Consider the following 26,778-nt stretch of genomic DNA (forward strand, 5'->3'; position numbering starts at 1 on the left):
TTAGGATTAAAATAAAACATCACAGGGACTTATAAACGAAATCTTTTAGTTCTAGATATCTTAGTATGTAATAAGGGTTAACCCAAAACTCATCATTCCCTTTGGCTTTTACAGCTATGCCCACATGGAGATGAACCGGAAATTTACCTCTTGTTCCTTCTTTGCCGTAACCAGTATCCCCCATGTCTCCCAAGTAATCCCCTGCAAATATTGCATCGCCTTTCTGAATATGAGATGGATTTTCATTTAAATGCGCATAATAAAAGTACGCACCACCATTACTTCTTATACCAACACGATACCCCCCTACTTCATTCCATCCTATGCTTTCTATGACGCCATCTGTTATACTGAATATTTTAATCTGCCCAGGTGTATTTTGTGGGTCCATAATATCTATGCCATAGTGCTGGCGTGCACCGTTATAGCTTCTTGCTTGTTTCCAGCCATTTTCAAAAGAATACTTCTTTTTTGAAGATAACGGAAAACATACCAGATCGTATATAAATTGACTATATATATGGCTTGCTGTTTCATAAAGCGAATCATTTAATAAAGTATTTATGCCTTCAGGACTTTTTATCATTTTTAAAATTTGCTTTGACGCTGTACCTTTATAATTTTCAACCATCCAGATAGCAAGTGTATCTGAATACGGTTTTCTATTTTTAAGCGAAAGATTATAAAGCTGCAAAAGTGTGTTTTCATCCACATTAAAATCTTGTATATAAGTATAATATTCTTCTTGAGTCATTTCTTCTTTTATATCAGTTGCAGCAGTTGTCTTATTCACTTGAGTATTTTGAGTTACCTTTTCTTGTGTAGTAGATTTATTTGTGCTGTCTTTGCTGCATCTAGTTAAAATAAGTAATAGTCCTACAACTATACATATTAACCCGAAGACTTTTCTGCTGTTAAAAGTATACAGTGTACTTCTCTTCATAAATCTATACTGATTCCTTCTTTTGGCTAAATAAATTTGCTCCCTGATCAAACGTTCTATTTGCACAATAAACACCCCTTTTATAAAAAAAGAAGCATAAAATAACACTATGCTTCTTTTGTAAACTGTCATAAAAACTTTCTAACAGCCTTTCCTTCTATATAGTCACATAAATCACCTTGACTGTACTCTTTTTGTATCATTTCCTCTACGATTTCATCATGTATTTTCCACCAGCTTGTATCCCAGTTTGAAAACAACGTATAGGACTTAGGCGCTCTTCCTATAATGCGCTGTACGATAATATCCTTAGATAAATATCTTAAAAAGTGAATAACTCTTTGTTGATAGTCTTCTCTTGTAATTAAATTAATCTTGCCGCTTAGATAATCTTCAGCCATAGGTGTCCCCTTCACTAAATAAAGTGCATGAAGTTTTACATAATCACTTTTTAAAGCGGTCATACATTTTGCATTCTCAATAACATCATCCATGTTATCCCAAGGAAGATTTAAAATAAGATGCGTACATATCTCAAAATGGTAACTTTTTATTTTAAAAAATGCGTCTAAGTACTCGGCTAAGCTATGTCCTCTATTTACTTTTTTTAGCGAGTGATAGTTAACCGTTTGCAGCCCTAGTTCAATACATACTTCTTTTTTAGTCTTTAAGGACCATTCTTTAAGAACATCCAAATACTGAGTATGAATACAGTCTGGCCGTGTAGATATAGCTATCCCAATAATATCTTCATGCTGTATTTCCTCAAGCACTTCCTTAAATAACTTAAGTGGCATATAGGTATTGCTGAAGTTTTGAAAATAGGCAATAAAAAACTGCGCTTTATATTTTTGACCAATATACTGCATATTTGCATCTAACTGTACTTTTACAGCCTCATAAGCGTCTCTCATCTCATAGCCAGCTCCAGCTTCCCCGCAAAAACTACACCCCCCTATACCACAAGTACCATCTCTATTTGGACAGGTAACTGGTAAATGAACTGGTATTTTATAGACTTTACCACCATATCTTTCTTTAAGGTAAGCCGCATATTTATTATAAGTTTCCAAAACATTATTCCTCTTTTCCTAAGTCTTTTGATGCGAGCACTAAGATAGGCAATGTATGTGTTAAAATAGAGTTGATTTGTGTAACTTCAATAGGATTTTCACCATGGCCACACTCTATAGTGAAACCTGGCTTTCTAAAATGCAGTATAAACCAATCCTTATACCCGCCTGAAGCTGCCATCAAATCAGGCTCATCTAAACTATAACCACTTGCCTTTGAAAATATTGTAGCATATTCTTTTGCATTCGCAATACTTATCTCTTTATAAGTCCAGTAAATAACTTCTCCTTGCGTATGATACGCAAAGACCATATCATACTGTCTCTTTCTTGTTAGATTCGCAAGCGTCCTGCTTTCAGCTTCTGATTCTGCAGCTTCGCCTTGATAGAAAGCATAACTGGGCCCTTTTTTCTCGCTTATCATACTATATTCTTCAAATCCTGCATTATAATTACGATTAAGATCAACACCTCTAATATTAGCTTTCCACCTTGAAAAATTTAATTCTCCTTCATTAAGTTGTTTTAAATAATTTAAGTCATAAGTATTTATATCTCCATTTACACATAGCTCAACTCCATCCGGATTAACCATAGGGACAAAATCATAACTTAACCTTTCTAACAAATTTGACATATTTACGTCTAAATATACACTTTTATCTTGTATGAGACGACAGATGATTTCTATACTTCTCATAATAATAATAGATGTAATCCATTCATTGGCATGATGAGCACCATTAACATGAATTTTTCGCTTGCCACGTCCTAAACTTAAGCAGTAAATAGGTCTATTTTGAGTGCTTTTACCTATCTCACTCAATGTTAAAAAAGGATATTGTTTAACAAGCGTTAATAACTGCTTTTCCATTAATCTAAAGCTATATTTTTCATTTTGAAGATAAGTAAACTTTGTACTGATATCTAACAACATAGGCATATCCTTTTTTTATGATCTACACTATTTATATTTATAACATCTACTAATTATGTACTATTTTTAAAAAATGCATCCAAAATTCTCCACCTAGCAATCTTCAAATTAATGCATAAATTAGAGCTATAGAGCAATAATAAAGTTATCATCATGCTTTGCTATTAAATATCTAGAAAGGCGGTTACAAAAATATGAGATCTAGAAGTTTTGATTATGTTGCAATTACATTAATAATAATAGGAGCTCTTAACTGGGGACTTATTGGATTTTTTCAATTTGATTTAGTTGCATTTTTATTTGGTGGAATGACTTCTTGGATAAGTAGAGTTATTTATGCTATTATAGGTATTGCCGGCATATATGCTCTTACATTATACGGAAGAGTCTATGATCATCCTTATACTAATAGTTAATCATTGTACGACCACTTTTATAATCTAAAAGTGGTTTTTTTATATCTACTAATAGATTTATGTATAAGTTAACCAATAGTCTTTTATGCCTATTTAAATATAATTTATTTTTTCATTAAAAAAAGAGGTATTTTGAGACTAAAATTGAATAAATATAATAATAAAACAATTATCTAAGAGGTGATGTGTTATGATAAAAATTATTACAGGCCAAACTGGAGAAGGAAAAACTAAAAAAATGATCGATGCTGCTAATCAAAAGGTAGCAAATCTCAAAGGGCACGTTGTTTATATTGATAGTGTTACTACCCATCGGTATGCTTTATCTCATCAAGTACGTCTGATCGAAGCTTCTAATTTTCCTCTTCATTCTCAAAATGATTTTTTTGGTTTTCTGTGTGGTATTTTATCAAGTAATCATGACATCGAAACAGTCTTTATTGATGAACTCATTAAAATTACGCATGCTAGTATCGATGAACTTATCTTATTCTTTGATAAGCTAAAGAAATTATCAGATGAATATGCTATTGAGTTTATCGTTGGTACCGCTTGTTCAAACAAAGATATTCCAGATATTCTTGCCCCTTATTTAATTGCATAATTAATAAAATACTTATTAACGCACGGTGCCAAGAATCGTATCCCAAGCCTGTGTTAATAAGTATTTTTTATTATCCTTCTAAAAAAACACAAATACTATAGCACTCTACTTGATAGTGACTGCTTTCTATCTTTTGTCCTATAATATCCGCATCTTTAGGAGAGGTTAGATTAGTATCCACTACTCTAAGCCACTTCGTTTCAGAAGGTGGTAATTCAAAAATTAGGGGCTCATGATAGCTATTAGCAACAATAAAAATACTTTCTTTCTCCCCTTTGATGTGGCATGCGATACTTCTAGAATAATAGGACCAGTCGGGTTTATTATAGTAAACGCCGTGCCATGTTACTACATAATTATTATTTTTTTTATGATTAAAATATTTAAGTGTTTTTCTAAGTTTAATAAGATCTTTAGTAAAGGTGAATATATCTTCAAATCTCTTTTGCCTTTCCCAGTCTACCCATACAATATCATTGTCTTGACAATACGCATTATTATTACCTTTTTGTGTTCTACAAAATTCATCCCCCATTAGAAGCATAGGAATACCTTTAGATAATAAGAGTAAGCACATGTAATTTTTAACTCTGCGCTTCCTCATATTAAGTATTTGGACATCACTTGTTTCACCTTCTACCCCACAGTTACAACTATAATTAGCATTATGTCCATCTCTATTTTCTTCGCCATTTTCGAAATTATGTTTAGATTCATAGGATAATAAATCCCACATTGTAAAGCCATCATGGGCCGTTATAAAATGAACAGCATGTGTATTGTTTTTTTTTGCATCTGAAAAATAGATTTCTTTCCCTACCATACAATCTGCAACAGATTTTGTAAGTCCTTGATCTCCTCTGATAAATTTTCGTATTGTATCCCTAAAATAGTCGCTCCATTCTCTGAAATGGTATGGCATTCGCCCTACATCATAGCTCCCTTTTGCATCCCAACTTTCCGATATAAGTTTAACGTGAGAAAGAATCGGATCCTGAGAGATATCATTTAAGACAGAATGATTCATCCACTTACCATATTGATCTTGACCAAGTATAGAGGCTAAGTCAAATCTAAAGCCATCGACTCCCATACAAGTAACCCAATACCTTAAGCTGTCTAATATAAGCTGTTTAACGACATAGTGATTTGTATTGAGTGTGTTACCTGTTCCAGAATGATTTGCATATTCATTGTTTTCATCAAATTTATAATAGATATTATTTGAAAGATATTTAAAGTTAAATGATTTTCCTCCTATGCCGCCTTCACCAGTATGATTATAAACAACATCTAAAATAACTTCTAAATCTAGGCGGTGTGCAGCTTCGATAAATTGTTTAAATTCTTGTATCACTTGAAATCCATCTTTATCTATACTGTATTTCTCATCCAATGCAAAAAAGGCTATAGTATTATACCCCCATACATCTTGTAACAACTTTCCTGTTACTGGGTGTCTGTTGCGCAAAGTATAAGGATTCCACTTAAAGACTGGTAATAACTCTAGGGTAGTAATACCCAGTTGTTTTAGATAAGGTAATTTATCAATAAGACCAGTGTATGTTCCTCTCTTGACCTCTTCCATATTTGCTGAGATATCCTTTGTAAAACTACCTACATGCATTTCATAAAGAATAGTTTCCTCCCAAGGAATAGATGGTTTTCTAGACTCAGAATACAATTTATGAACTATACCATTTCTATAAGTTAAAGGATAACACGGATCTTCTTCAATACAATAAGCATACGGATCTAAAATAGGTTTAGATAGTTCATGCGCACTATCCATTATCTTCCATACATAACTCATTCCTTCTTCTATATCCTCCACATATATATGAAAAATATCCCCAGTTGCATAATGCATTTTGTCAAGTATAATTTTAAATACCGGAATTTTTTCTTTAAAAGAATGATAAATTTCTAATACTATATTGTGTGCACTATTAGAAAATATACCAAAATTAGCCCCATTACTATCTAATGAACATCCTAATAGAGGTATACCTTTTTTGACGTTATACATTTTGCAAGCCTCCTGAAATAATTTATAACATTAGGTATATTAATTCATATTTTATGTTATATTAACATTGCATTCTCTTCTCATCTTATATGATCTTTTCCTTTATTGCTATATAAATTATTGTTGTACTATTTGACTTTACTTATTCACTTGAAAATATTTAAGGCTTATGCTATCATATACATTAATATCATATTCAAAAAGCTTTGACAAAGACTTAGTAATATAAGAGAAACTGTTTCAGAGAGTGTGCAGTCGGTGAGAGCACATACATTATCTTATATGAATTACATCTTTTGAGTTGAATTTTCCGGTTGTCATCCGTTAGCGTGACTATAAGGCAAATAAAATATATAAATTATATTTCTATTTGTAAATTAAGGTGGTACCACGGGTTATCTCGTCCTTAGCGGATGAGATAGCCCTTTTTATAATTTCAAAAATAGTAGGAGGTAATAGTAGTGAATGCTTATGATGTTTTATTAGAACGAGGATTTATTCAGCAAACAACACACGAAAAAGAAATTAAGGATCTTTTAAACAAGGAAAAAGTGACTTTTTATATAGGTTTTGATCCTACAGCCGACAGTCTCCATGTAGGACATTTTGTAACTGTTATGGCCATGTCACATATGCAGAAAGCTGGTCATAGACCTATTGTTCTTATAGGTGGTGGTACAGCTATGGTGGGTGATCCTACAGGTAAATCCGATATGCGAAAAATGATGACTAAGGAAATTATCGCGCATAATGTAAGCTGTTTTAAAGGTCAACTCTCAAAATTTATTTCTTTTGAAAATGATGCGGCTATCATGGTAAATAATGGAGATTGGCTTCTTAATTTGAACTATGTAGACTTTTTAAGAGAAATAGGCGTGCATTTTTCTGTTAATCGCATGTTAACATTCGAATGTTTTAAGCAACGACTAGAAAAGGGATTATCTTTCTTAGAATTTAACTATATGCTTATGCAATCTTATGACTTTTTAGAACTTTACCGTAAATACAACTGTAAACTTCAACTTGGCGGAAATGATCAATGGTCTAACATACTAGGCGGTGTTGAACTTGTTAGAAGATTACATGGTGATACATCATTCGGTATGACATTCTCTCTCCTCACAACCAGCGAAGGTAAAAAAATGGGAAAAACAGAAAAAGGTGCACTGTGGCTTGACCCTGAAAAAACTACACCTTATGATTTCTATCAGTACTGGCGAAATATCGATGATGCGGATGTTAAAAAGTGCTTAGCACTACTTACATTCCTTCCTATGGAGGAAGTAAATAAACTTGGTCAATTAGAAGGTGCTGAAATTAATAAAGCTAAAGAAAAACTAGCTTTTGAAGTGACAAAAATTGTTCATGGAGAATCTGAAGCTATAAAAGCTGATACTGCTGCGAAAGCTTTATTCCTTGGGGGTGCAGTAGGTGGTTCTATTCCTACAACAAACTTAGATACATCTGAATTTAGTGAAGGCATGGATATTATTACACTATTAGAAAAAACGAAGCTTGTACCCTCTAGGTCAGAAGCAAGACGTTTAATTACGCAAAACGGTATAAAATTAGATGGACAACCTATCACAGATCTAAACTACCAAGTTAATGAAACCCACTTCAAAGATAATAGTCTTATGATTCAAAAAGGTAAAAAAGTATTTCATAGAGTTTGTTTACAATAGAAATGAGAGAGGCTTGCCTCTCTCATTTCTACCATTCTTCTTTTGTTTCAAAATCATCTTTCATATATCTTAGAATAATGACACGAATAAACGCAGCCACTGGCACCCCAAGCAGCATGCCTATTAAACCAAATAATTTGCCACCAATAAGTATAGCAAGCAGTACCACAACCGGATGCAGCTTAACACTATTTCCTATAACCTTTGGTACAATTACCCATCCATCTATCTGCTGAATAAGAAAAAGTGCTAGTACCCCATAAATCGCTTTCATTGGATCTGCATCTATAAGTCCAATAAGTGCTGCAAGTACAAAGCCCACTACAGGTCCAAAATAAGGTATTAAATTAAATATCCCCGCTATAATCCCAATAATAATTGCGAAGTCCATTCTAATTAGAGTTAAAGCAACACAAGCAAGAATACCAATAATTAATGCATCTATAAGCTGTCCTCTAATATAGTTAGAAAAAACATGGTCTATATCTCGGCCGATAAGTTTAATATTTTTAGATGTTTTCTCCGGAAAGATTGTCTCGCACACTTTATTTATAAAAAGCAATACCCTTCTTTTATCTTGCAATAAATAAAAAGCAATAACAAAAGCTAATGCAATATTAATAACGTTTGTGCCGAGTACTGTTAAAAAGTTAAAACCTTTTTGTGATAAACGCGCAACTATTAAATTAATATAGCCATAGATACTTTCAACAATAGACCTGCTATTTGCAAAAAAAGGGATACGATCTGTAAAATTTGTCATTTGCGCCAGCATATTTTCAAAGTAAGCAATATATCTATTAATACTTACAGAAATATTTTTAACACCTGCGGAACCTAAAACATTTCTTATATTCATTGATACGACAAGTACAAAAAGCCCTAGAAACGCTATAATAGTAAAAGCAGTCAATATAGTCGGTATAGTTCTTAAGGAAGTTTTACTTTTGTGCTCATTCGGCGTGCTATCTTTTTGATGTAGTCTCTTCCTGCCAAAACGCAAGAAATTTATTTTAATCAGGTGAACATTATGATTTTTACATCTTTTTTCATAAAATTCTACAACAGGGTCTAATAAGTAGGCTATAATGCCTCCAATAATTAAAGGTTTTAATAATCGGCATAAATTTCGTAGTATATCTACTAAAAAAACAAATATGCTGTAAAAATTAAAAATGATTAATGCAGCTAAAATAACAGCTATACTTGTTAAAATACTATACACTGAAATTGTAAAATACTTATTATTTTGCTCGAATCTCATGACTTGCCACCTCCACACATATAGAGACACAACATATAAACTTTAAAATGTAAAATCTATATGCCCTAATAAGTAACTATGTTCTCCAAAAGTTTAATAAGATATTCATAAACTCTTGCCATTGAAGAAATACTTACGCGTTCTTGTGGGGAATGGATATCCTTAACATTAGGCCCAAAGGCAATCATATCAAGACCTTCTATCTTCTCGGCTATAAAACCACACTCTAAACCTGCATGAATAGATTTAATCTCTGGATTTTTGCCATACATTTGTTTATAAGTGAGTATGCTTAGATCTCTTATCTTTGACTCTTCACAATACTGCCAAGCTGGATAGTCTCCTGCTATTTTAAATTCTCCATTAAATTTCTTACTGAGTACATTCATTTTATCGACTAAAGCTTGTTTTTTTGAGGGAACTGCACTACGAATAGCACTTCCAAATCTAAAAACGTCGTTCTGTACGCCTACTATTCCTAAATTCAAAGAAGTTTCAACAAGTCCCTGCATCGCCTGATCGTAACTTATAATACCATTTGGAATGAGAAGTAATAAGTCTATAATATCTTGAGTAAGCTGTGAAGAAAACTCACGACCTGCAGCTTGTTCTTTATTTGCAGTAATACTTATATTAGAATCCTGTCTGCTATATTCAGCCTTAAATACTTTTTCAGTTCCCCTGACTAATTTTTCAAGCAAAGAAGCCTGTTCTTGATCTACTGCAATTAAACATTCACATTCTCTTGTAATAACGTTATCTTTTGTTCCGCCACTAAATTCGCATAGGTTAAAATGAACTTCCTTTCTAATATCACTTAGTACTCTGCCCATAATAATATGCGCATTGCCTCTTTCTAAGTGAATGTCTGCCCCCGAATGTCCGCCTAATAGACCACTTACCATAATACGATAAGTTGTTTTTGGGGAAGCATTAAGCTCATAGTCAAGTTTTAAGTTAATTGTGGCTTTTGTTCCCCCTGCACAACTAACTAAAAATTCACCTTCAACATCTGTATCTAAATTAATTAAAACTTTACCCTTTAAATATTCCGTATGAATATGTGAAGCTCCCGTCATTCCCCTCTCTTCATCAGTGGTCATTAAAATTTCGAGTTCCGGATGTTTAAGTGTCATATCAGCGAGAACTGCCATTTGATAAGCTATTGCAACCCCATTATCAGCTCCTAATGTGGTATCTGCTGCTCGGATATAATCATCTTCAATACATAGTTCCAGACCCTTATTTTCAAAGTCGTGATCAGATGTTTTAGTCTTTTCACATACCATATCTAAATGCCCCTGTAAAATAACAGTAGGTGCATTTTCATAACCTGCTGTGGCTGGCTTTCTAATATAAACATTAAAAACTTCGTCTTGCATAACCCATAATCCAAGGTCTTTTGCAAATTCTACAATATGGTCACTTACTGCCTTTTCATTGCCTGAACCTCTGGGAATACTGCTAATTTCTTCAAAATATTTAAATACATTTGCGGGTCGTAAATCTTTTAGAATCTTTGTCATAAACAAGCCCCTTATTCTTATAATAAAGTGATAAAACTTATTATAAATTAATTTTTAAAACTATGAATAGGTGCAGGAATTCTACCGCCTCTTGCTATAAAGTCCTCACACTTATAAGGGTTAACTGACATAATAGGCGCATAGCCTAAAAGGCCACCAAATTCTACTTGCTCTCCAACTGTTTTGCCTTCGACTGGTATAATACGGACAGCTGTTGTCTTTGCATTAATCATACCAATAGCCATTTCATCAGCAATAATACCCGAAATAGTTGATGCACTTGTTGAACCTGGTATCGCTATCATATCAAGCCCGACTGAGCAAACACACGTCATAGCTTCAAGTTTTTCAAGCGTCAGAGCCCCTTGTTCTGCAGCACGAATCATGCCATGGTCTTCGCTAACAGGAATAAATGCTCCACTTAATCCCCCTACATAAGAAGATGCCATAACACCTCCTTTTTTTACGCAGTCATTAAGAATTGCAAGAGCCGCAGTCGTTCCGGGCCCGCCTACCATCTCAATACCCATTTCTTCTATAATTTCAGCAATACTGTCTCCAATAGCTGGAGTAGGCGCAAGGGATAAGTCGATAATGCCAAATGGCACCCCTAAAATTTGTGAAGCTTCTTTTGCAACCATCTGCCCTGCTCTTGTAATTTTAAAAGCAGTTTTCTTCACCATCTCACACATTGTTTCAAAATCCTTGCCTCTTACATTCTCAAGTGCTTTCTTAACCACACCAGGACCACTTACTCCAACGTTGATAACAACATCTCTTTCGCCTACGCCATGAAATGCGCCTGCCATAAAAGGATTATCTTCAGGTGCATTGCAAAAAACTACAAATTTTGCACACCCAATGCTATCTCTATCTGCTGTACGTATAGATGTTTCTTTAATGATCTCACCAATTCTTTTAACTGCATCCATATTAATCCCAGTACGCGTAGTTCCTAGATTAACAGAAGAACACACTCTTTCTGTTACATCTAAAGCTTCTGGAATAGATTCTATAAGTACAGTATCTGCTGGCGTACAACCTTTATGCACAAGAGCTGAAAATCCTCCTATAAAATTAATCCCTACTGTTTTTGCAGCACGGTCTAATGCTTTTGCAATCGGCACATAGGAATTCGCCTTAGTTGCTCCTCCTATAAGAGCAATAGGTGTAACAGAAATACGTTTATTAACAATAGGAATACCATACTTCTTAGATATATTTTCACCTGTTTGTACCAAGTGTTCTGCTTTAGTTGTAATCTTCTCATAAACATTGTGACACAATTTATCCATATCATCACTAATACAATCCAACAGGTTAATGCCCATTGTAATAGTACGAATATCTAAATTTTCTTCCTCTATCATTTTATTTGTCTCTTGCACTTCAAACCTTGATATCATATAATTATCCCTTTCTATATTACCACAAACTCATATTACGCTTTAGCTTCTAATGAATCTTTAGATTCTGATGAATCTTTAGATTCTGATGAATCTTTAGATTCTATGCATACTGTCAAATATGTCCTGATGTTGAAGTTTAATATCTACTTCAATAGCTTTGCCCAGCTCAGAAAGTTTATCTACTAATTCTACGAATTCTACGTTAGTATATGCTAAATCCACTACCATTAACATATTAAAATAACCTTGTAAAATTGTTTGTGAAATATCTAAAATATTAACATTTTGATCACTCAGTAAAGTACACACCTTACCTATAATACCAACCTTGTCTTTTCCTATAACTGTAATAATACCTTTCATTTCTTGCCTCCTATTATTTTTTCCAATAAATTTCTAGTTTATCTTTATCATTCAAATCATCTGTCAATGCAGCTGGCTCTCCATTTTTTATTAATTGGATAGTTCCTTGCGGTTTCGTTAAATCAAATGGAATATAATCAAATATCGCCGCAAGCATATAAGGTGTTTCTTTTTCTGGAAGCACAACTACTTGATTATTGACTGTAATAAAAATTTGTCTTTTTTCCAAATGATCTTCATTAAGCATTTTAGCATCTGCCAAAGGTACTTCATGAGAAATATCTTCGAGTATAGTATGCGGTATATCATCTATTAAAATAGAGTCTCCCTTTTGTAGTTTATAATCTAATGCAACTCTATTAAAATTAACTGTTATAATTTTATCTTCATTACTTAATGAAAGTAAATCAAGCAATGCGCCTAAATCACTGGGAACTACTAACCTTACATCATCATTTTCATTAATTTGATAATCCAGCGGTACACAATCATTATTAACCATCATAATGGGTATAGTAAACACTGCCCCATTAACAGTGATTTCAAACATCTCACTTATATATTGTGAAATAACTGCTTGACCATCAGTCCCAGGCTTTGCCTTTTCGACTTGTATAATATCTTCCTCAGTGAGTATATCATTAATTGTAGCCTCGTTACCATTTAAGAAAATCCTTGCAGGCATGCCATTTTCGCCCTTTAACCTCTGACGCTCACCATTTAATTTAAACATAAGTGTTTTTCCTTTTTTAGGAAAAATCTCAGTATGTTCAATACCTGCAGCAACTATCGCATCTAAAATAGTAAGCTTTTTAGCTTTTAGAAGCTCAATCTTACGGTCATTTAAAATAACTGTTATAATCTCATTATATCTGCTGTGCATACTTGTAATACAAATCCCAAGAGGTGTTATCATTTGAGGTGCATTAATAATACCTGCTTGATCAATTATATTTACAACATTTTCTGATGTCCTTAGGGCAACCCTTTCTGGAACAAGCCTTAAGCGCTTAGCCAACTGCGCTGTAACTGACAGCATTTGACTGCCTCCTCCTACACAAAAAACCGCATTAGGAGGGCTGTCCCCATTTAGTTCTAATATCTTTTCAGCAATATTTTGAGTAAGAGTTTCCAAAACAGGCAAGATAATTTGTCTTACTTCCTCTACAGTAACTTGGTGAGATAGACCTAATATGTCGCTAAATTCAATCATTTCTGATGAATGCAATTGTTTTTTAATCGTTTCTGCTGTATTAAAATCAACCAAATATTGATGTACAATCGCTTCTGTGACTTCATCTCCTGCTATTGGAATCATCCCATACGCGGTTACACTTCCACCTTTTGTAATAGCGATATCAGACGTGCCTGCACCTATATCCACCAAAGCTAAATTAAGAAGTCTTAAATTATCAGGAATCACTGCATTAATCGCAGCTATTGGTTCGAGTGTGAGATTTATAACTTTAAGCCCTGCTCTCTCTGTAACCGCATACAAGCTGTCAATGACAAGCTTCGGTAAAAAGGTTACAATAATCTTTGCACTTATATTTGTCCCTTTATGTCCTTCTAAACTAGTAATAATATATCCATCTAAGTAATAATTAATTACAGAATAAGCCACACAAAAATAGTCCATTTTAGAATTAATTTTCCGCTGTTCCTCTTTTGCTTTTTCTACACCATAAAGTTCTAAATTATGTACATCCGCTAGTGTAAATTCTTGAACTTCTTCGTAGGTGTTTTCAACAGATACGATCTGTGTATTTAACGCTCTTCCTGCCGCAGCAATTGCTACCTCGCTTAACTGTGTATTAAGCTTCTGTTCCAAACTTGTTTTAACTTGACAAACAGCTCGAGATACTTTCTGTATATCGTGAATTTGCCCATCTAACATGGCTCTTTCTTCATGTTCGATACTTTCGTAGGCAAGAACAACAAATTTATTATTTTCCTTATAGCCTACAGTACCTATAATCGTTCGCGTTCCAATATCAAGTCCAAACATTAATTCTTCATTTGAATAACTTGCCATATCAACGCCTCCTACTCTTTAAGTATACTTCGCATTAATTGAACGTGAGTTTTAGGGTGTATTGTATTAATATAACAATGTGTTGCGAGTTCAAATCCAGCCCAGTGTGTAAGCCTTGGAATAATCTTAATATAAAAATGATAATCCAGAGCATTATGAAGCCCACCACTCATAAAACAGATGTTGAAAGAGACATTTTCTTTCAAGTGCTCATACGCCGTCAAAAGGGTCTTTAGTAAAGCTCCCGCCTTTTCAAGTTCTTGAGGTTCAAGCTCTCCATAGTGTTTCCTATGCAGCTTAGGCACCAACCATGTTTCATGTGCAAATTCTGAAGATGTAGGGGCTATAGCTATCCATTTATCATTTTCTAAAATAATATCACTTTTGTCTATCTCCTCAAGCTTATGACAGATATAACAGTTTTGCATTTGATCATAAAATCTATTGTAGTGACTATATTGTTGTGCCATCTGGTAAGGTATTTGACTTAAAGCAACAATCTGCCAATGTGAATGCCTAATACTTGCGCCAGCATTCTTACCCGAATTTTTAAAAATCTGAATAAATTCAATTTTAGGATCTTGAGCAATTTGCATCCATCTTTTTTGCATCGTATCAAGAAGTATTGTCCAATGACTATTCGAAAAATCTTTGGGTAATTGAAGATGCCTAGGTGTATCTATGACAACATCATGCACACCATAAAGCTCATGATTATAGCCACATATAGGATATTTGTTGTTAACTATTTTTATTAAAAAATTATTTTCTTGTTTGACTTCAAGCCATACTTTTTCAATATCTGATTCATGCCCTGGGCAAAAAGGACATGTGTGTACCAATTCATCAACAGCAGGCCTATTCTTTCTATTTTCAGCAACAATACAGCTCTTTAATAAATAGGGATCTTCATATATCATAAAAATTTGCCTTTCTTTTTAATCATTTTACTATATAGTTCATCAAATTAAAAGCAATAATATTAATGCAATTAAGAAGTAGCCTACTTAATTAGCAGACTACTCAATCATCCATTCTTCAACATTTGCAAAAATATTTAGTGGCGTTGGTTTAATTTCACCAGCTATCTTCTCCTTAGTAATCAGAACTTTTTTCTTGAAAAATAAGCTAATATAAGGATTTTCTTGTGCAAAATATTGCTGCAGCTTGCTATACGTGTTTACAGCAGTGCTTTCTGTTGACAAAAATGCTTGCTGCAGTAAATCATCCATTTTCTCATCTTTATAATTAGCATAGTTCTCCCCGCTTAGCATCTTGCTTGAATGAAGTGCAAAACTTAAATCAAGCGCATAGGATAGTTGCCACCCTCCTAGAAAAGCATCATATTGTTTAGTTTCAATCCGTGATAGATAAATGTCTTTATCTACTATTTCAATATTTACATCTATGCCAACTTCCTTGTACATCTTTTTAATTTCATCAGCTATTTTCACTCTATCCTTATTTTCAGCATTCACTAAAAGATTAAAAGAAAAAGGTATATCATTCTTAGTCATAAGCCCCGTTTTATCATCTCGCTCATATCCCTCCTGCGTCAAAAGCAATTTCGCCTTTTCTTTATCAGACTCTTGAACTTTTAAACTTTTATCTACCAAATAAGATGATGGACTAATCGGTGTGTCTGTTACGATCACATGATCTAAATAATATAAATAAGCCATTTTTTGACGATCTAATGCATAAAGTAGGGCCTTCCTAACATTACTGTTTTGAAACATGACTTTATTAAAGTTGACGCCCATAAATTCATAGATATTAGAGGTAAACTCATAGGCTTTTGATGATTTATCACTTGCATACTTACCCCATTCAGTAATATTGGTATAGACTACATCTATAAGATTTTGCTTAAATGAATGCAGGCTGCTCTCTTCATCAGGAATAATACTTACTTCAATTTCTTCAATATGAGGCGTCCCTTTAAAGTAATGATTATTGGCTTCCAGCCTAATATTTTTAAGAGGTGTCATTGACTTAAAAATATAAGGACCTGATCCAATTGGAATAATGTTTAGGGACCTATTATCAGCCACATCATAAATATGTTTAGGGATGATCGGGAAAAATAAAGTTTGCAGAACACCACTAAAAGGTTGCCTGTACAAAATTTTAAATGTCGTATCATCGATCTTTTCTAAACTCGCAACATTATCTACAGCCTGTTTGTATGGACTATCTTGTATTTTTTGAATTTGTTCCATACTAAAAATAACGTCTTCTGTTGTCAGTGGCATACCATCGTGCCAATTAATATTATTATTTAGAGTAATCGTAATTGCTGTATTATTTTCATTAAGCATCCATGAATGTGCCACGTTAGCACTAACGGAACCATTTTCTTCAATATTGATAAGCGGACTAAACAGTAGAAGTAATGTTTGCTGTACATTGTCTTGGGTATTATAAAGCGGGTTAAGTGTTTCAGGAACATTCATTGCAATAGTCATTTTATTCTCTGAAGGTTTATTAGTTTGAGCATCTAATGGCACTTCTTGAGTTGGCATATTATTTACCGGCTCGTCTTTAACAACCATATCAAACGAATTGCAGCCTACACATAACATTAAAGCTATGAGACTTATACCAAGCATTTTATAACTTTTCATCATCTTACGATTTCCTCCTTAGTACCTATATAAAAATTGGTAGACCTTGTAATGCTGCTTAACTCTTTTTACATATAATTTCGTTTCTCTAAAAGGCATATCACTTAGTGACTTGCCATCTTGACTATATCTGGGATTGTTTCGCCATTTAGCTATATTCCCGCTTCCTGCATTGTAGGCTGCAAGCGCTAAGTCAACATCCTCATTATATTGTCTAATAAGTTTTGAGATATACCAGCACCCAATCTGTATATTGATATCCGGTTTAAATAATGTCTCATGCGAGTAATTGCTAATAGCAACCTCTTCGGCACCCCATGCCCCTGTTTTGTCCATAATCTGCATTAATCCTTTTGCACCGCTTCGAGATATTGCATTTGGATTATGCTTGCTCTCTGTCTTCATAATGGCATAAATGAGAAGTGGATCCACCTCATACTCCTTAGCATATTTATAGACCACCTCTTTGTAAGCTTGGGGATATAAACTATAAATACATAAAACAGCAAGTCCTATACAAATAACACTCTTTATTATTAAGCTCCCAAAAAATACCTTTTTCAAAACAATAACTCCTTATAAATGAACTAATAAATTTTTTATCTGCTCTCTAGTATTTTGAAGGGATGAACTATTATCTATCACTGCATCTGCCACATGGCTAAATTCTTCCCACTTCTTTTGAGCTTTAAACCTCTCTAGTATCTGTTCTTTAGCAAGTCCTTGTCTTTGCATAATGCGTGTTATTCTTGTTTCATCTTCTGCATATACAGCAATTACCTTATCTGTTAATGGCAATAGGCCAATTTCTATTAAAAGGGCTGCATCAATAATAACAATGTCAAAACTATCTTCTCGTCTGGCTCTTCTAATTTGTCTTTCTACCTCTTCATAGATTAATGGATGCATAATCTTGTTGAGAAGTTGTAATTTTTCTGGTGTCCTAAATACAATTTCACCTAATTTTTCTCTTAAAATATTTTGCTCTGAAGATAAGATAGAGGGCCCAAATGCTTTAATAACCAAGTGGTATCCTGTATGTCCTTTAAGCAAAATATTATGACCTATCTCATCAGCAGAAATAATAAAAGTCTTTTTTAATGTTTTAATAAATGAAACAACCGTTGTCTTTCCAGCGCCTGTCCCTCCAATTATTCCTATAACTTTCATCCTCTGTCTCCTATTTTACTTCTAACCAATTCTTACCTTTATGCACATCTACGCTAAGTGGAACAAGTAGATCCGCTGAGTTTTCCATCTCATGTTTAAGTAAACTTTTAACGGCCTCAATTTCAGTTTTGTGTGTTTCTATAAGTAATTCATCATGCACTGTCAAAATGAGTTTAGATTTCATACCCTTTGCTTTTAATTTCTTATAAACTTTAATCATTGCTATTTTAATAATATCTGCTGAGGTTCCTTGAATAGGCGTGTTCATGGCAACTCTCTTGCCGAATTCTCTCATATTATAATTACTAGCTAAAATCTCTGGAATTTCTCTTTTTCTATTAAATAGTGTTGTTACATAACCATTTTGCATGGCAAAATCAATGGTATCATCCAAATACTGCTTTACCTTTGGATATTTATCAAAATAACCTTCTATATATTTTTGAGCTGCTTTTTGTGTAATTTTCAGATCTTCTGAAAGAGAGAATGCACTAATGCCATATACAATCCCAAAATTGACTGCTTTAGCGTTACTCCTTTGCAAAGGCGTAACCTCTTCAAAATTAACATGAAACACTTGCGATGCTGTTAAGGCATGTATATCAATATTATTTTTAAATGCATCTATTAAAGTGGTATCTTGCGCCATATGCGCAAGTACCCTTAGCTCTATTTGAGAATAGTCGCCATCTAAAAATACATATTCTTCCGAAGAAGGAATAAACATTTTTCTAATTTTTCTCCCCATTTCAAATTTAACCGGAATATTCTGAAGATTTGGCTCTGTACTGCTCAGACGGCCAGTAGCTGTAATAGTCTGATTAAAAGTAGAATGAATCTTCTGATCTTCTCCTAATACATTAATAAGTCCATCTACATACGTAGATTTAAGCTTAATATATTGTCTAAATTCAAGGATTTTTTGAATGACGGGATAATCATTCTTTAATGTTTCTAATACTTCTGCAGCTGTTGAGTATCCTGTTTTGGTTTTTTTAACAGCTGGAATTCCCATTTTTTCAAACAGTATAATGCCTAGTTGTTTAGGTGAATTAATATTAAAACTTTCGCCCACTTCATTATATATTTCTTGTGAAATACTATCAATCAGAAGCTGTAGTTCATTGCCATACTCTTTTAATTGTTCAATGTCTACTGTGATCCCCTGTACTTCCATATTAAATAGCACTTCAATAAGCGGCATTTCTATTTCATAAAAAAGTTTATTCATATTAAGCTCACTTAATCTTGCGTTCATTACCTGATGTGCTTCTCTAATAATGTGCGCTCTCTTACAAAGGTTCATTACTCTATTTTCTAAATCTAAATCCTTCCACTCTTTTTGTGCCTTACCCTTACCTAATAAGTCTTCCATCGAGCCAATTGTACTAGCTCCTAAAAACATATCCTGTATCTCAGCAATATCATAAGTAGGGTTGGTCGGATTAAGTAAATAAGCCGCAATAAATGTATCAAATACAACCTCTTCAACTTGCATATTAAAGGCCTTATAGAGCTGATGTCTAAGTACTTTACTGTTATGAATAATCTTTTGGTATTCTCCACTTGTAAAAAACTTTTCAATTAGCGTAATTCCAGCTTCATTCGGCAAGTTTATTTCAAAACATCCAAGATCACTTGAGCTGCTAAAGGCAAAGCCTAGCTTATTTTGTTCAACATAATAGCTTACTCCTATTTCCTGATGTTTAGATGCTTCTAAAAACTTAGAAAAACTCTTTTCGTCCCATATCATTATATCTAGTGGCTGTTCATCTTCTTTTCTAACACTTCGAGGCAACTTATTTAATAAGGATCTAAACTCTAATTCCTTAAATAACTCATATGCTTCCTCATTTAGGGTTAAATCATATGTGAAATTATCCCATTGGTAGCTGAGTGGGACATCACAAACAATTGTTGCAAGCATTTTACTGTCTCTTGCATCATTCGCATAAGTTACTAGATTTTCTTTCAGTTTTTTTTGTTTAATGTGATCAAGGTTATCTAAAAGGTTTTCAACACTTCCATACTCTTGAATTAATTTAACGGCTGTTTTTTCTCCAACACCTGGAACACCTTTAATATTGTCTGAGGGGTCTCCCATAAGACCTTTGACATCTATAAATTGTTTAGGCGTAACGCCATACGTATCCTGCACTGTCTGCCCAAAAAAACTCTCTATTTCTGTTCCAGTTTTTTTAGTCCGAGGTATTTTAACTTGAATACGATCCGAGGTAATTTGAAATAAATCACGGTCTCCAGAAACTACAATAACTTCCATGTCATCTTTTTCAGCAGCTTTTGCAAGCGTTCCTAATACATCATCAGCTTCATACCCTTCTTTTTCGATAATAAAAATATCTAGGAGCTTCAAAGCTTTTTTGAGAAGGGGAATTTGCGTTCGGAGTTCCTCTGGCATCCCTTTACGATTGCCCTTATAATCTTTTGAAAATTCATGTCTAAACGTAGGCGCACTTAGATCAAATGTTACACCTAAAAAATCTGGTTTTTCTTTTTCAATGATTCCTAGCATCATATTAATAAAACCAAAAACTGCATTAGTATAAATACCTTGTTTGTTAGTAAGTAGCGGTACGCCGTAAAAGGCTCTGTTCGCTATACTGTGTCCATCAAATAAAAGTAATTTTTGCTTCACACTGCACCTCTTTAACAGATTTTAATTCAACAATCTTCTCATTTTATATTTTCTTATTATAACATACTTCATATAGGTTTACATACTTAGTGTGCGTTTAAAAAGGAATTTTATAGAACACTTTACAAAAAAACAAGTGATTATTCAATATAATCACTTGTTAAGACTACTTAAGTATACCTTAAGCCTCTATATGCTTAATAAAATCTGCTGTCTTAAATGACTTTTCAATATAAAAAGGAATATAAAGATCACATACAGTCTCTAAATCATGTAAAATACTTGAATGCACCTGAAAACTAAACAGTTGTTTAATGGGTGTATGCATAATATATTTCATGGTATATAACGTACTGAAACTGAGATCTAAGCGTTCTGGGTAAGAAGCTCTGCACTGCTCACACATTAAGCCTCCAGCCTCACATACAAAAGTATAGACACTTCTTTGATCATTCCCTAAATCTCCCGCGCACTCCACGCATTGGTCAAGCTCCGGCATAAAACCAAGTATACACAGTGCTCTAAGTTCAAAAATACGCCGGATAAGTTGAATTGAAAGCTTATTAACAACAAGTGTTCGAAGTGTCATGAGCGTCAGCCCTAATAAGTTTTCATTATCAGGCCCTTCTTGTGCTACTTCTGCCACAAACTCTAAAATGTAACTTGCATAACTTAAAATAGATAAATCATTTCTTAACTCATGAAACGTACTAATAATTTCGATATTCATTAAACGATATGTATCTTTATAGGCCACTAGCATAAATTCGCCATAAACAAAAAGTTGTGTTCCTGAAGCTAAGCTATTATCATATTTTTTAGCTTTTGGTGCTATGGCCTGAATCTTTCCTAAATCCATGGTGAAGAGAGTAACATATTTATCACTCTCTCCAACTATATATTCTTTTATAACTAAGGCTTTAGTTTTTATAATCACTACTACTCACTCATCCTATTTCATTCGTATTTAACCTATCTTCCAATATTTCAGCCTTATTATTACATGCTGCCTCATACTCCTTAAAGCCTAAATACAGGGTAATATCCCCGGTTGTTTCAAAATAGTTCCAAAGTTGTTGTAGCATGTTTATTCTACCCCCTAATAAGTTCTTTACTTATAAAGTGTGCAGTTTTTGGTTTAATATGCTACAAAAAATATACCAAGTTAAATGACCTTGACAATTTAACTAGTACATATCCTTCCCATTATATCCATAATTTTTAAGCAAAAAGTCACTGTCTCTCCAGTTTTTCTTAATTTTAACCCATAAATTTAAATAAATTTTAGAACCCAGCAGCCTCTCTGCATCAAATCTCGCTTTTGAGCCAATCTCTTTAATCATTTGACCTTGTTTTCCAATAATAATTCTTTTATGCGAATCTCTCTCACAGACTATTGTAGCCTCAATATCCACAATATCTGAACCCTCACGCTTTGACATGCTTTCTATTTCTACGGCAATACCATGTGGAATCTCTTTATCGAGCAAATGAAGTGATTTTTCACGGATAATTTCTGCTACTAATTGTCGTTCAGGTTGGTCTGTTATCATGTCTCCTGGAAAAAACTTAGGCCCTTCTGTCAAATACTTAGGAATACATCCAAGTAATGCCTCTATATTAATCCCTTCATAAGCTGATAAAGGAATAATCTCTGCAAAATCATGAACTGTTCTATATATTTCTATTGTTTTAAGCACCTGTTCTTTAGAAACACTATCAATCTTATTGATGCATAAAATAACAGGTGTATGAATAGATGCTAATCTCTCTATAATCTCTTTATCAAGCTTACCGATCTGCGGGTCTGCCTCAACTAAATAAAGCAGGGCATCTACCTCATTTAAAGTTGTTGTAGCTGCTTTGACCATATATTCTCCTAATTTATTTTTAGGTGTATGAATACCAGGTGTATCAATAAAAATCGCTTGAAAACTATCTGTTGTAAGTATGGTTTGAATACGGTTTCTAGTTGTTTGCGGTTTATTAGACATAATAGCTATTTTCTCACCAATTAATCTATTCATCAAGGTCGACTTACCTACATTGGGTCTGCCTATAATTGATATAAAACCTGATTTAAATTGTTCTTTCATTTGTTTCCTCCTTAGGGTTCATTGTCCCTATTTCTATAGTAAGTTTTCTTTTGTAAAAGAGTAGGGATATATTTCACTTAATTTAATAACTTTTATTTCACCTTTACTGTTCTCAAAAATAAGGTTTCCTTCTCTCATAAACTCTGAAATAACTTGTCTGCATATACCGCAAGGATACGTAAAATCGCCTGAACTGCTCACTACTGCAATGTCTGTGATTTCTTTTTCGCCTTCTGATACAGCCTTAAATAACGCTGTCCTCTCAGCACAATTAGTAGCACCGAAAGACGCATTCTCTATATTACACCCTGTATAAATTTTCCCACTTTTCGTAAGTACTGCTGCCCCTACATTAAATTTTGAATAGGGCGTATACGCATAAGCCATAGCCTCTTTTGCTTTTAATAAAAGCTCTTTATAATGTTCCATACTATCTCATCCTTTATCTTAAAATACCTAATAGACTTAATATATGTTCCTGCTTATCAATCATCGTTCTTTCATCCTGTACATTCATATGGTCATAACCTAATAAATGGAACATACTATGGGCTATTAAAAAACAGACTTCCCTTTTTATAGTATGTCCATATTCCTCAGCTTGTTTAATTGCCTTTTCATGGCACAGAATAATGTCTCCTAACATCACTTGATGCGCCTCGACTTCCTCCCATATTATCTTACCATTACTAAATGCTTCTATTTGTGGAAAAGACAATACATCAGTAGACTTATCAATGTTTCTATATTGCTTATTAATTGCTCGGATCTCCTCCTCGTCCACAACAATTAAGCTGATTTCTACATCAAAAGGTACTCTTTCTTCTTCAAGACACTGCATAATAACACGATGCATGTCTTCTATAACATCTGGATACACCTCGAAAAACTGCTGTTCATCTTCTACGTATAGCTGCAATTTATGATTCATTCCTTTCTGGATACTGTATTCTTTCATGATACATGCCTTTTAACATTTTACTAAAAGAGTCAATAATTTTATCTATATCCGAAATGTAAAGTTCACATGCATCTAACTGCCCTTCTTCTAACTTTTGTTTAACCATCTTGCGAACAATCTTTTCAATAGTTATTTCAGCCCCAAGCTTGTCCTGCATAGATCTAGTTGTTGCTTCAACAACATCTGCCAGCATAACAAGTGCTGCTTCTCTGGTTTTAGGTTTAGGTCCTTTATATCTAAATTGTTCTTCCTTTATAAATTCACCACTTTGTTCTTTTGCTTTTATATAAAAATACTGCATAACACTTGTACCATGATGCTCTTTAATCATATCTTTAATATAAACTGGCAAGTTATACTGGGTTGCTAAACTTAGTCCATTTGCTACATGAGAAATAATAATTTGGCAACTTTTAAGTGGATCCATTGTGTCATGAGGATTATCTAAATTCTGGTTTTCTTTAAAATAATTGCTTGATGTAAGTTTACCAATATCATGATAATAGCCACCAACTCTTGCCATAAGTGGATTAGCCCCAATGGCATCAGCAGCTGTTTCAGCTAAATTTGCTACCAGTAAGCTATGATAATAAGTACCTGTTGCTTCTAAAAGCAGCCTTTTTAATACAGGTTGATTAGGATTAGTAAGTTCTAAAAGCTGCAAAGGGGTTACAAATCCAAATGCGGACTCCAGTAACGGGAGTGTTCCTACTACTACAACGACCGAAATAAATCCTATTATAAAAGCTATGCTCGCTTCAATAATAACATTTATGGTTATATCCGCTCCTATAAACAGCTTAAGTGCTATATAGGTAATAAGTTGAATAGTCCCTATAAGAAGTGCATTTTTCATAGTTCTTTTGCGCTCTTGCATATTTCCTACTATCAAGACGCTCAAGGTTCCTGTTATTATAAAATAAACAAAAAATAAAATATCTCCTTTAAATATAATAGAAGCGAATAAAACAAGTAACATATTGATAATAAGTGCAATATCTACATCCACTAAGAGCGCAATAATAATAGGCGCTACCGCAAGCGGCAGATATACAAAGGAACGTCCTAACATCATGCGTGCAATACCAATAGACAAAATATAAAGAATCATAATGAGATGAACTTGTTTATCCTGTAAAACCTTTATGCTCTGTCTGAGCTTAATATATCTTAAAACAAAAAATAAGATTAGTGCAATTAACAGACTAATGCCTAAATAATTTTTATACTTAGTATTTTTATTGGTATCCAGATAGCCTACCTTTCCTAAAATAGTGTATGTTTCTTCGGTAACCCGCGTTCCTTTATCAATAATCGTCTCTCCCTGAAGAATAAAAATGGGATCAACTTTTTCGCGCTCTAATTTTTTTGCTTCATTTGTAGCAACCTCATCAAGCACCACATTAGGCTTAATAATTGCAGTTATTATGCCCTCTGCAACTTTTTGATAAGTGACATTAAGACTTGTCTCTTCCAACATACTTTTTATTTCTAATACTTTGTTTACATCACCGGATTGTATGCCATTTTCAAAAAGCTTAACCGCAATATAAATACATGCTTCTTTCATATAATTTAAATCTTCGGACCGCATCCCCAGTAAGGTCTCATACTCATCCTTATAAAGACCAATGGGTGATCTGCCTCTTAAAACTTCAAGCGGGGATTTATTAAGTCTTTCAGCAATATCTGTTGTTTGAACAGAGAGGGTATAATCAAACAACATTTCTATGTCAGCTATAGCCTTCTCCTGAACTTTGATATCTACTTTATAAATCGAAAGAACACCTTTTTCAGCTAGTTCTTTTTTTCTATTTGTCGCCATCTCATTTTCAACTTGAAAAGGGGCATAAATGGTTTCTCTTGCAATTTGCCCGATCTGAAGTGAAACTTTTCTAGTAAAAAAGCTTCCTGATACTATAGCTAAAAAGGTTACTGCTATACAAATTATTAAACTTATTACTTTTAAATAGATCTGTTTCTTCATCATTGGTAACCCCCCTGTAATTAAAACCCTTACTTCTCCTTCCTATTTTCAAATATATCATAAGCATCTACAATTTTTTGTACAAGAGGATGTCTCACAACATCATTTCTGTCCATATGGCTAAATCCAATACCCTTTACATTTTTCAAGACACGTAGTGCTTCCTTAAGTCCACTGCATTTTTCACTTGGCAAATCTACCTGTGTAAGATCTCCAGTAATAACTACTTTTGAATTAAAACCAATTCTTGTCAAAAACATCTTCATTTGCTGAGGTGTTGTATTTTGTGCTTCGTCCAATACAATAAAAGCGTTATTAAGCGTTCGTCCACGCATATATGCAAGGGGGGCAACTTCTATGAGTCCCTTTTCCATATTTTTTTCAAAATTTTCTGCCCCCATAATTTCAAAAAGCGCATCATATAGCGGTCTAAGATACGGATCTACCTTGCTTTGCAAGTCTCCTGGTAAAAAGCCTAATTTCTCTCCAGCTTCAATAGCTGGTCTTGTTAAAATGATCTTACTTACCTCATTTTTACGAAAAGCATTTACTGCCATCGCCATTGCTAAATATGTCTTACCTGTTCCTGCTGGACCTACTCCAAACACAACTACATTATCTTTTATATTTTTAATATACTCATTTTGTCCAATCGTCTTACATTTTATAGGCTTTCCTAGATAGGTAAGTGTTACAATATTAGTATTAACATCCTCCAATTCTTTTTCCTGTCTGCTTTTTAATTTATCCATTGTATAATTCACCATTTGAGTATCTATGCTTTCACCCTTTTCTGCAAATCCAATTAACTTTTTAATAATAAGTGCCGCGAGTTTCACTTTTTCGCCTTCTCCAGAGATTTTAATTTTTTCATCTCTTACGACAAAGTTTACACCAAGCTCTTTTTCTAGCAAAATAATATGTTCATCGAATTGTCCAAAAACACCCGCAATATAGCAAGAAGGCACTTCAAGTTTTCTTTCTACAATACTCATTC

24 protein-coding genes and 1 other annotated feature are annotated in these 26,778 nt (G+C 33.6%); of the genes, 3 read left to right on the plus strand and 21 right to left on the minus strand.

Features of this window, described 5'->3' with window-relative positions; translation table 11 throughout:
- Positions 1–19 precede the first annotated feature (19 nt).
- From BN3326_RS04900 to BN3326_RS04910, 3 genes are all read right to left on the minus strand, one after another.
- Positions 20–1,009, minus strand: a complete 990-nt coding sequence (locus tag BN3326_RS04900; protein ID WP_171903766.1) for a M23 family metallopeptidase — start codon at positions 1,007–1,009, stop codon at positions 20–22.
- A 62-nt stretch (positions 1,010–1,071) separates the two neighbouring features.
- Positions 1,072–2,016, minus strand: a complete 945-nt coding sequence (locus tag BN3326_RS04905; RefSeq protein WP_069997980.1) for a tRNA modification radical SAM protein MnmL/YtqA — start codon at positions 2,014–2,016, stop codon at positions 1,072–1,074.
- Between the two features lie 4 nt (positions 2,017–2,020).
- Positions 2,021–2,953 carry a M14 family metallopeptidase gene (locus BN3326_RS04910; RefSeq protein WP_069997981.1) on the minus strand — a complete coding sequence of 311 codons (933 nt, stop codon included), beginning with the start codon at positions 2,951–2,953 and terminating at the stop codon, positions 2,021–2,023.
- Between the two features lie 194 nt (positions 2,954–3,147).
- Here BN3326_RS04910 and BN3326_RS04915 point away from each other — a divergent pair, with 194 nt between their 5' ends.
- Complete coding sequence (locus BN3326_RS04915) at positions 3,148–3,369, plus strand: DUF378 domain-containing protein (protein WP_069997982.1); 222 nt, start codon at positions 3,148–3,150, stop codon at positions 3,367–3,369.
- Between the two features lie 190 nt (positions 3,370–3,559).
- Positions 3,560–3,973, plus strand: a complete 414-nt coding sequence (locus BN3326_RS04920; RefSeq protein ID WP_069997983.1) for a hypothetical protein — start codon at positions 3,560–3,562, stop codon at positions 3,971–3,973.
- 70 nt (positions 3,974–4,043) lie between these two features.
- Here the strand turns inward: BN3326_RS04920 and BN3326_RS04925 are convergent, their stop codons facing one another.
- Complete coding sequence (locus BN3326_RS04925) at positions 4,044–6,002, minus strand: glycogen debranching protein (RefSeq protein WP_069997984.1); 1,959 nt, start codon at positions 6,000–6,002, stop codon at positions 4,044–4,046.
- Between the two features lie 197 nt (positions 6,003–6,199).
- Positions 6,200–6,413, plus strand: a binding site (T-box leader).
- A gap of 50 nt (positions 6,414–6,463) precedes the next feature.
- On the opposite strand from BN3326_RS04925, the gene tyrS reads away from it, so the two are divergent.
- Positions 6,464–7,687: a tyrosine--tRNA ligase gene (gene tyrS / locus BN3326_RS04930; RefSeq protein ID WP_141722847.1), complete on the plus strand. Its 1,224-nt coding sequence runs from the start codon at positions 6,464–6,466 to the stop codon at positions 7,685–7,687.
- A gap of 28 nt (positions 7,688–7,715) precedes the next feature.
- Here tyrS and BN3326_RS04935 read toward each other — a convergent pair whose 3' ends face one another.
- The 17 genes from BN3326_RS04935 to BN3326_RS05010 form a co-directional block, all read right to left on the minus strand.
- Complete coding sequence (locus BN3326_RS04935; protein WP_069997986.1) at positions 7,716–8,951, minus strand: AI-2E family transporter; 1,236 nt, start codon at positions 8,949–8,951, stop codon at positions 7,716–7,718.
- A gap of 65 nt (positions 8,952–9,016) precedes the next feature.
- Complete coding sequence (locus BN3326_RS04940; protein WP_069997987.1) at positions 9,017–10,477, minus strand: aminoacyl-histidine dipeptidase; 1,461 nt, start codon at positions 10,475–10,477, stop codon at positions 9,017–9,019.
- A gap of 47 nt (positions 10,478–10,524) precedes the next feature.
- On the minus strand, positions 10,525–11,883 hold the full coding sequence (locus BN3326_RS04945) for a PFL family protein (protein WP_069997988.1): 1,359 nt from the start codon (positions 11,881–11,883) through the stop codon (positions 10,525–10,527).
- Between the two features lie 96 nt (positions 11,884–11,979).
- The gene (locus BN3326_RS04950) at positions 11,980–12,249 is read right to left on the minus strand and encodes an ACT domain-containing protein (RefSeq protein ID WP_069997989.1); all 270 of its coding nucleotides are present in this window, start codon (positions 12,247–12,249) and stop codon (positions 11,980–11,982) included.
- Between the two features lie 13 nt (positions 12,250–12,262).
- Positions 12,263–14,284, minus strand: coding sequence for a cell division protein FtsA (locus BN3326_RS04955; RefSeq protein WP_069997990.1), 2,022 nt, complete (start codon positions 14,282–14,284; stop codon positions 12,263–12,265).
- Between the two features lie 11 nt (positions 14,285–14,295).
- Entirely contained in the window at positions 14,296–15,204 is a 909-nt protein-coding gene (locus BN3326_RS04960; RefSeq protein WP_069997991.1) for a galactose-1-phosphate uridylyltransferase, read from the minus strand.
- 99 nt (positions 15,205–15,303) lie between these two features.
- Entirely contained in the window at positions 15,304–16,914 is a 1,611-nt protein-coding gene (locus BN3326_RS04965) for a peptide ABC transporter substrate-binding protein (RefSeq protein ID WP_069997992.1), read from the minus strand.
- A 15-nt stretch (positions 16,915–16,929) separates the two neighbouring features.
- Entirely contained in the window at positions 16,930–17,475 is a 546-nt protein-coding gene (locus tag BN3326_RS04970; protein ID WP_242875943.1) for a lytic transglycosylase domain-containing protein, read from the minus strand.
- 12 nt (positions 17,476–17,487) lie between these two features.
- Complete coding sequence (gene coaE / locus BN3326_RS04975; protein WP_069997994.1) at positions 17,488–18,081, minus strand: dephospho-CoA kinase; 594 nt, start codon at positions 18,079–18,081, stop codon at positions 17,488–17,490.
- A 10-nt stretch (positions 18,082–18,091) separates the two neighbouring features.
- Positions 18,092–20,737 (minus strand): DNA polymerase I, encoded by a 2,646-nt coding sequence (polA, locus tag BN3326_RS04980; protein ID WP_069997995.1) that lies wholly within the window; start codon positions 20,735–20,737, stop codon positions 18,092–18,094.
- Between the two features lie 181 nt (positions 20,738–20,918).
- Positions 20,919–21,674 (minus strand): DNA repair protein RecO, encoded by a 756-nt coding sequence (gene recO / locus BN3326_RS04985; protein WP_069997996.1) that lies wholly within the window; start codon positions 21,672–21,674, stop codon positions 20,919–20,921.
- A 10-nt stretch (positions 21,675–21,684) separates the two neighbouring features.
- A complete protein-coding gene (locus BN3326_RS21410) occupies positions 21,685–21,822 on the minus strand; it encodes a YqzL family protein (protein ID WP_083258516.1) in 138 nt (45 codons plus the stop codon).
- A gap of 102 nt (positions 21,823–21,924) precedes the next feature.
- A complete protein-coding gene (gene era / locus BN3326_RS04990; RefSeq protein WP_069997997.1) occupies positions 21,925–22,833 on the minus strand; it encodes a GTPase Era in 909 nt (302 codons plus the stop codon).
- 33 nt (positions 22,834–22,866) lie between these two features.
- A complete protein-coding gene (locus tag BN3326_RS04995; RefSeq protein WP_069997998.1) occupies positions 22,867–23,262 on the minus strand; it encodes a cytidine deaminase in 396 nt (131 codons plus the stop codon).
- Between the two features lie 13 nt (positions 23,263–23,275).
- Positions 23,276–23,764: an rRNA maturation RNase YbeY gene (gene ybeY, locus BN3326_RS05000; RefSeq protein ID WP_069998429.1), complete on the minus strand. Its 489-nt coding sequence runs from the start codon at positions 23,762–23,764 to the stop codon at positions 23,276–23,278.
- Positions 23,754–25,784: an HD family phosphohydrolase gene (locus BN3326_RS05005; protein ID WP_069997999.1), complete on the minus strand. Its 2,031-nt coding sequence runs from the start codon at positions 25,782–25,784 to the stop codon at positions 23,754–23,756. Before BN3326_RS05005 ends, ybeY begins: the two co-directional genes overlap by 11 nt.
- Positions 25,785–25,810: 26 nt before the next feature.
- The gene (locus BN3326_RS05010) at positions 25,811–26,776 is read right to left on the minus strand and encodes a PhoH family protein (RefSeq protein ID WP_069998000.1); all 966 of its coding nucleotides are present in this window, start codon (positions 26,774–26,776) and stop codon (positions 25,811–25,813) included.
- Between the last annotated feature and the right edge of the window lie 2 nt (positions 26,777–26,778).

This window comes from Cellulosilyticum sp. I15G10I2 (assembly GCF_900095725.1).
Classification (GTDB): Bacteria; Bacillota; Clostridia; order Lachnospirales; family Cellulosilyticaceae; genus FMMP01.

Coding starts and splice junctions, on each gene's coding strand:
- ybeY (WP_069998429.1), bottom strand. CDS start 23,764: ATGAATCATAAATTGCAGCTATACGTAGAAGATGAACAGCAGTTTTTC.
- BN3326_RS04915 (WP_069997982.1), top strand. CDS start 3,148: ATGAGATCTAGAAGTTTTGATTATGTTGCAATTACATTAATAATAATA.
- BN3326_RS21410 (WP_083258516.1), bottom strand. CDS start 21,822: ATGCTACAACAACTTTGGAACTATTTTGAAACAACCGGGGATATTACC.
- BN3326_RS04935 (WP_069997986.1), bottom strand. CDS start 8,951: ATGAGATTCGAGCAAAATAATAAGTATTTTACAATTTCAGTGTATAGT.
- BN3326_RS04960 (WP_069997991.1), bottom strand. CDS start 15,204: ATGATATATGAAGATCCCTATTTATTAAAGAGCTGTATTGTTGCTGAA.
- BN3326_RS04945 (WP_069997988.1), bottom strand. CDS start 11,883: ATGATATCAAGGTTTGAAGTGCAAGAGACAAATAAAATGATAGAGGAA.
- BN3326_RS04950 (WP_069997989.1), bottom strand. CDS start 12,249: ATGAAAGGTATTATTACAGTTATAGGAAAAGACAAGGTTGGTATTATA.
- BN3326_RS04925 (WP_069997984.1), bottom strand. CDS start 6,002: ATGTATAACGTCAAAAAAGGTATACCTCTATTAGGATGTTCATTAGAT.
- BN3326_RS05005 (WP_069997999.1), bottom strand. CDS start 25,784: ATGATGAAGAAACAGATCTATTTAAAAGTAATAAGTTTAATAATTTGT.
- BN3326_RS04955 (WP_069997990.1), bottom strand. CDS start 14,284: ATGGCAAGTTATTCAAATGAAGAATTAATGTTTGGACTTGATATTGGA.
- BN3326_RS04995 (WP_069997998.1), bottom strand. CDS start 23,262: ATGGAACATTATAAAGAGCTTTTATTAAAAGCAAAAGAGGCTATGGCT.
- BN3326_RS04940 (WP_069997987.1), bottom strand. CDS start 10,477: ATGACAAAGATTCTAAAAGATTTACGACCCGCAAATGTATTTAAATAT.
- BN3326_RS05010 (WP_069998000.1), bottom strand. CDS start 26,776: ATGAGTATTGTAGAAAGAAAACTTGAAGTGCCTTCTTGCTATATTGCG.
- BN3326_RS04910 (WP_069997981.1), bottom strand. CDS start 2,953: ATGTTGTTAGATATCAGTACAAAGTTTACTTATCTTCAAAATGAAAAA.
- era (WP_069997997.1), bottom strand. CDS start 22,833: ATGAAAGAACAATTTAAATCAGGTTTTATATCAATTATAGGCAGACCC.
- BN3326_RS04920 (WP_069997983.1), top strand. CDS start 3,560: ATGATAAAAATTATTACAGGCCAAACTGGAGAAGGAAAAACTAAAAAA.
- BN3326_RS04965 (WP_069997992.1), bottom strand. CDS start 16,914: ATGATGAAAAGTTATAAAATGCTTGGTATAAGTCTCATAGCTTTAATG.
- coaE (WP_069997994.1), bottom strand. CDS start 18,081: ATGAAAGTTATAGGAATAATTGGAGGGACAGGCGCTGGAAAGACAACG.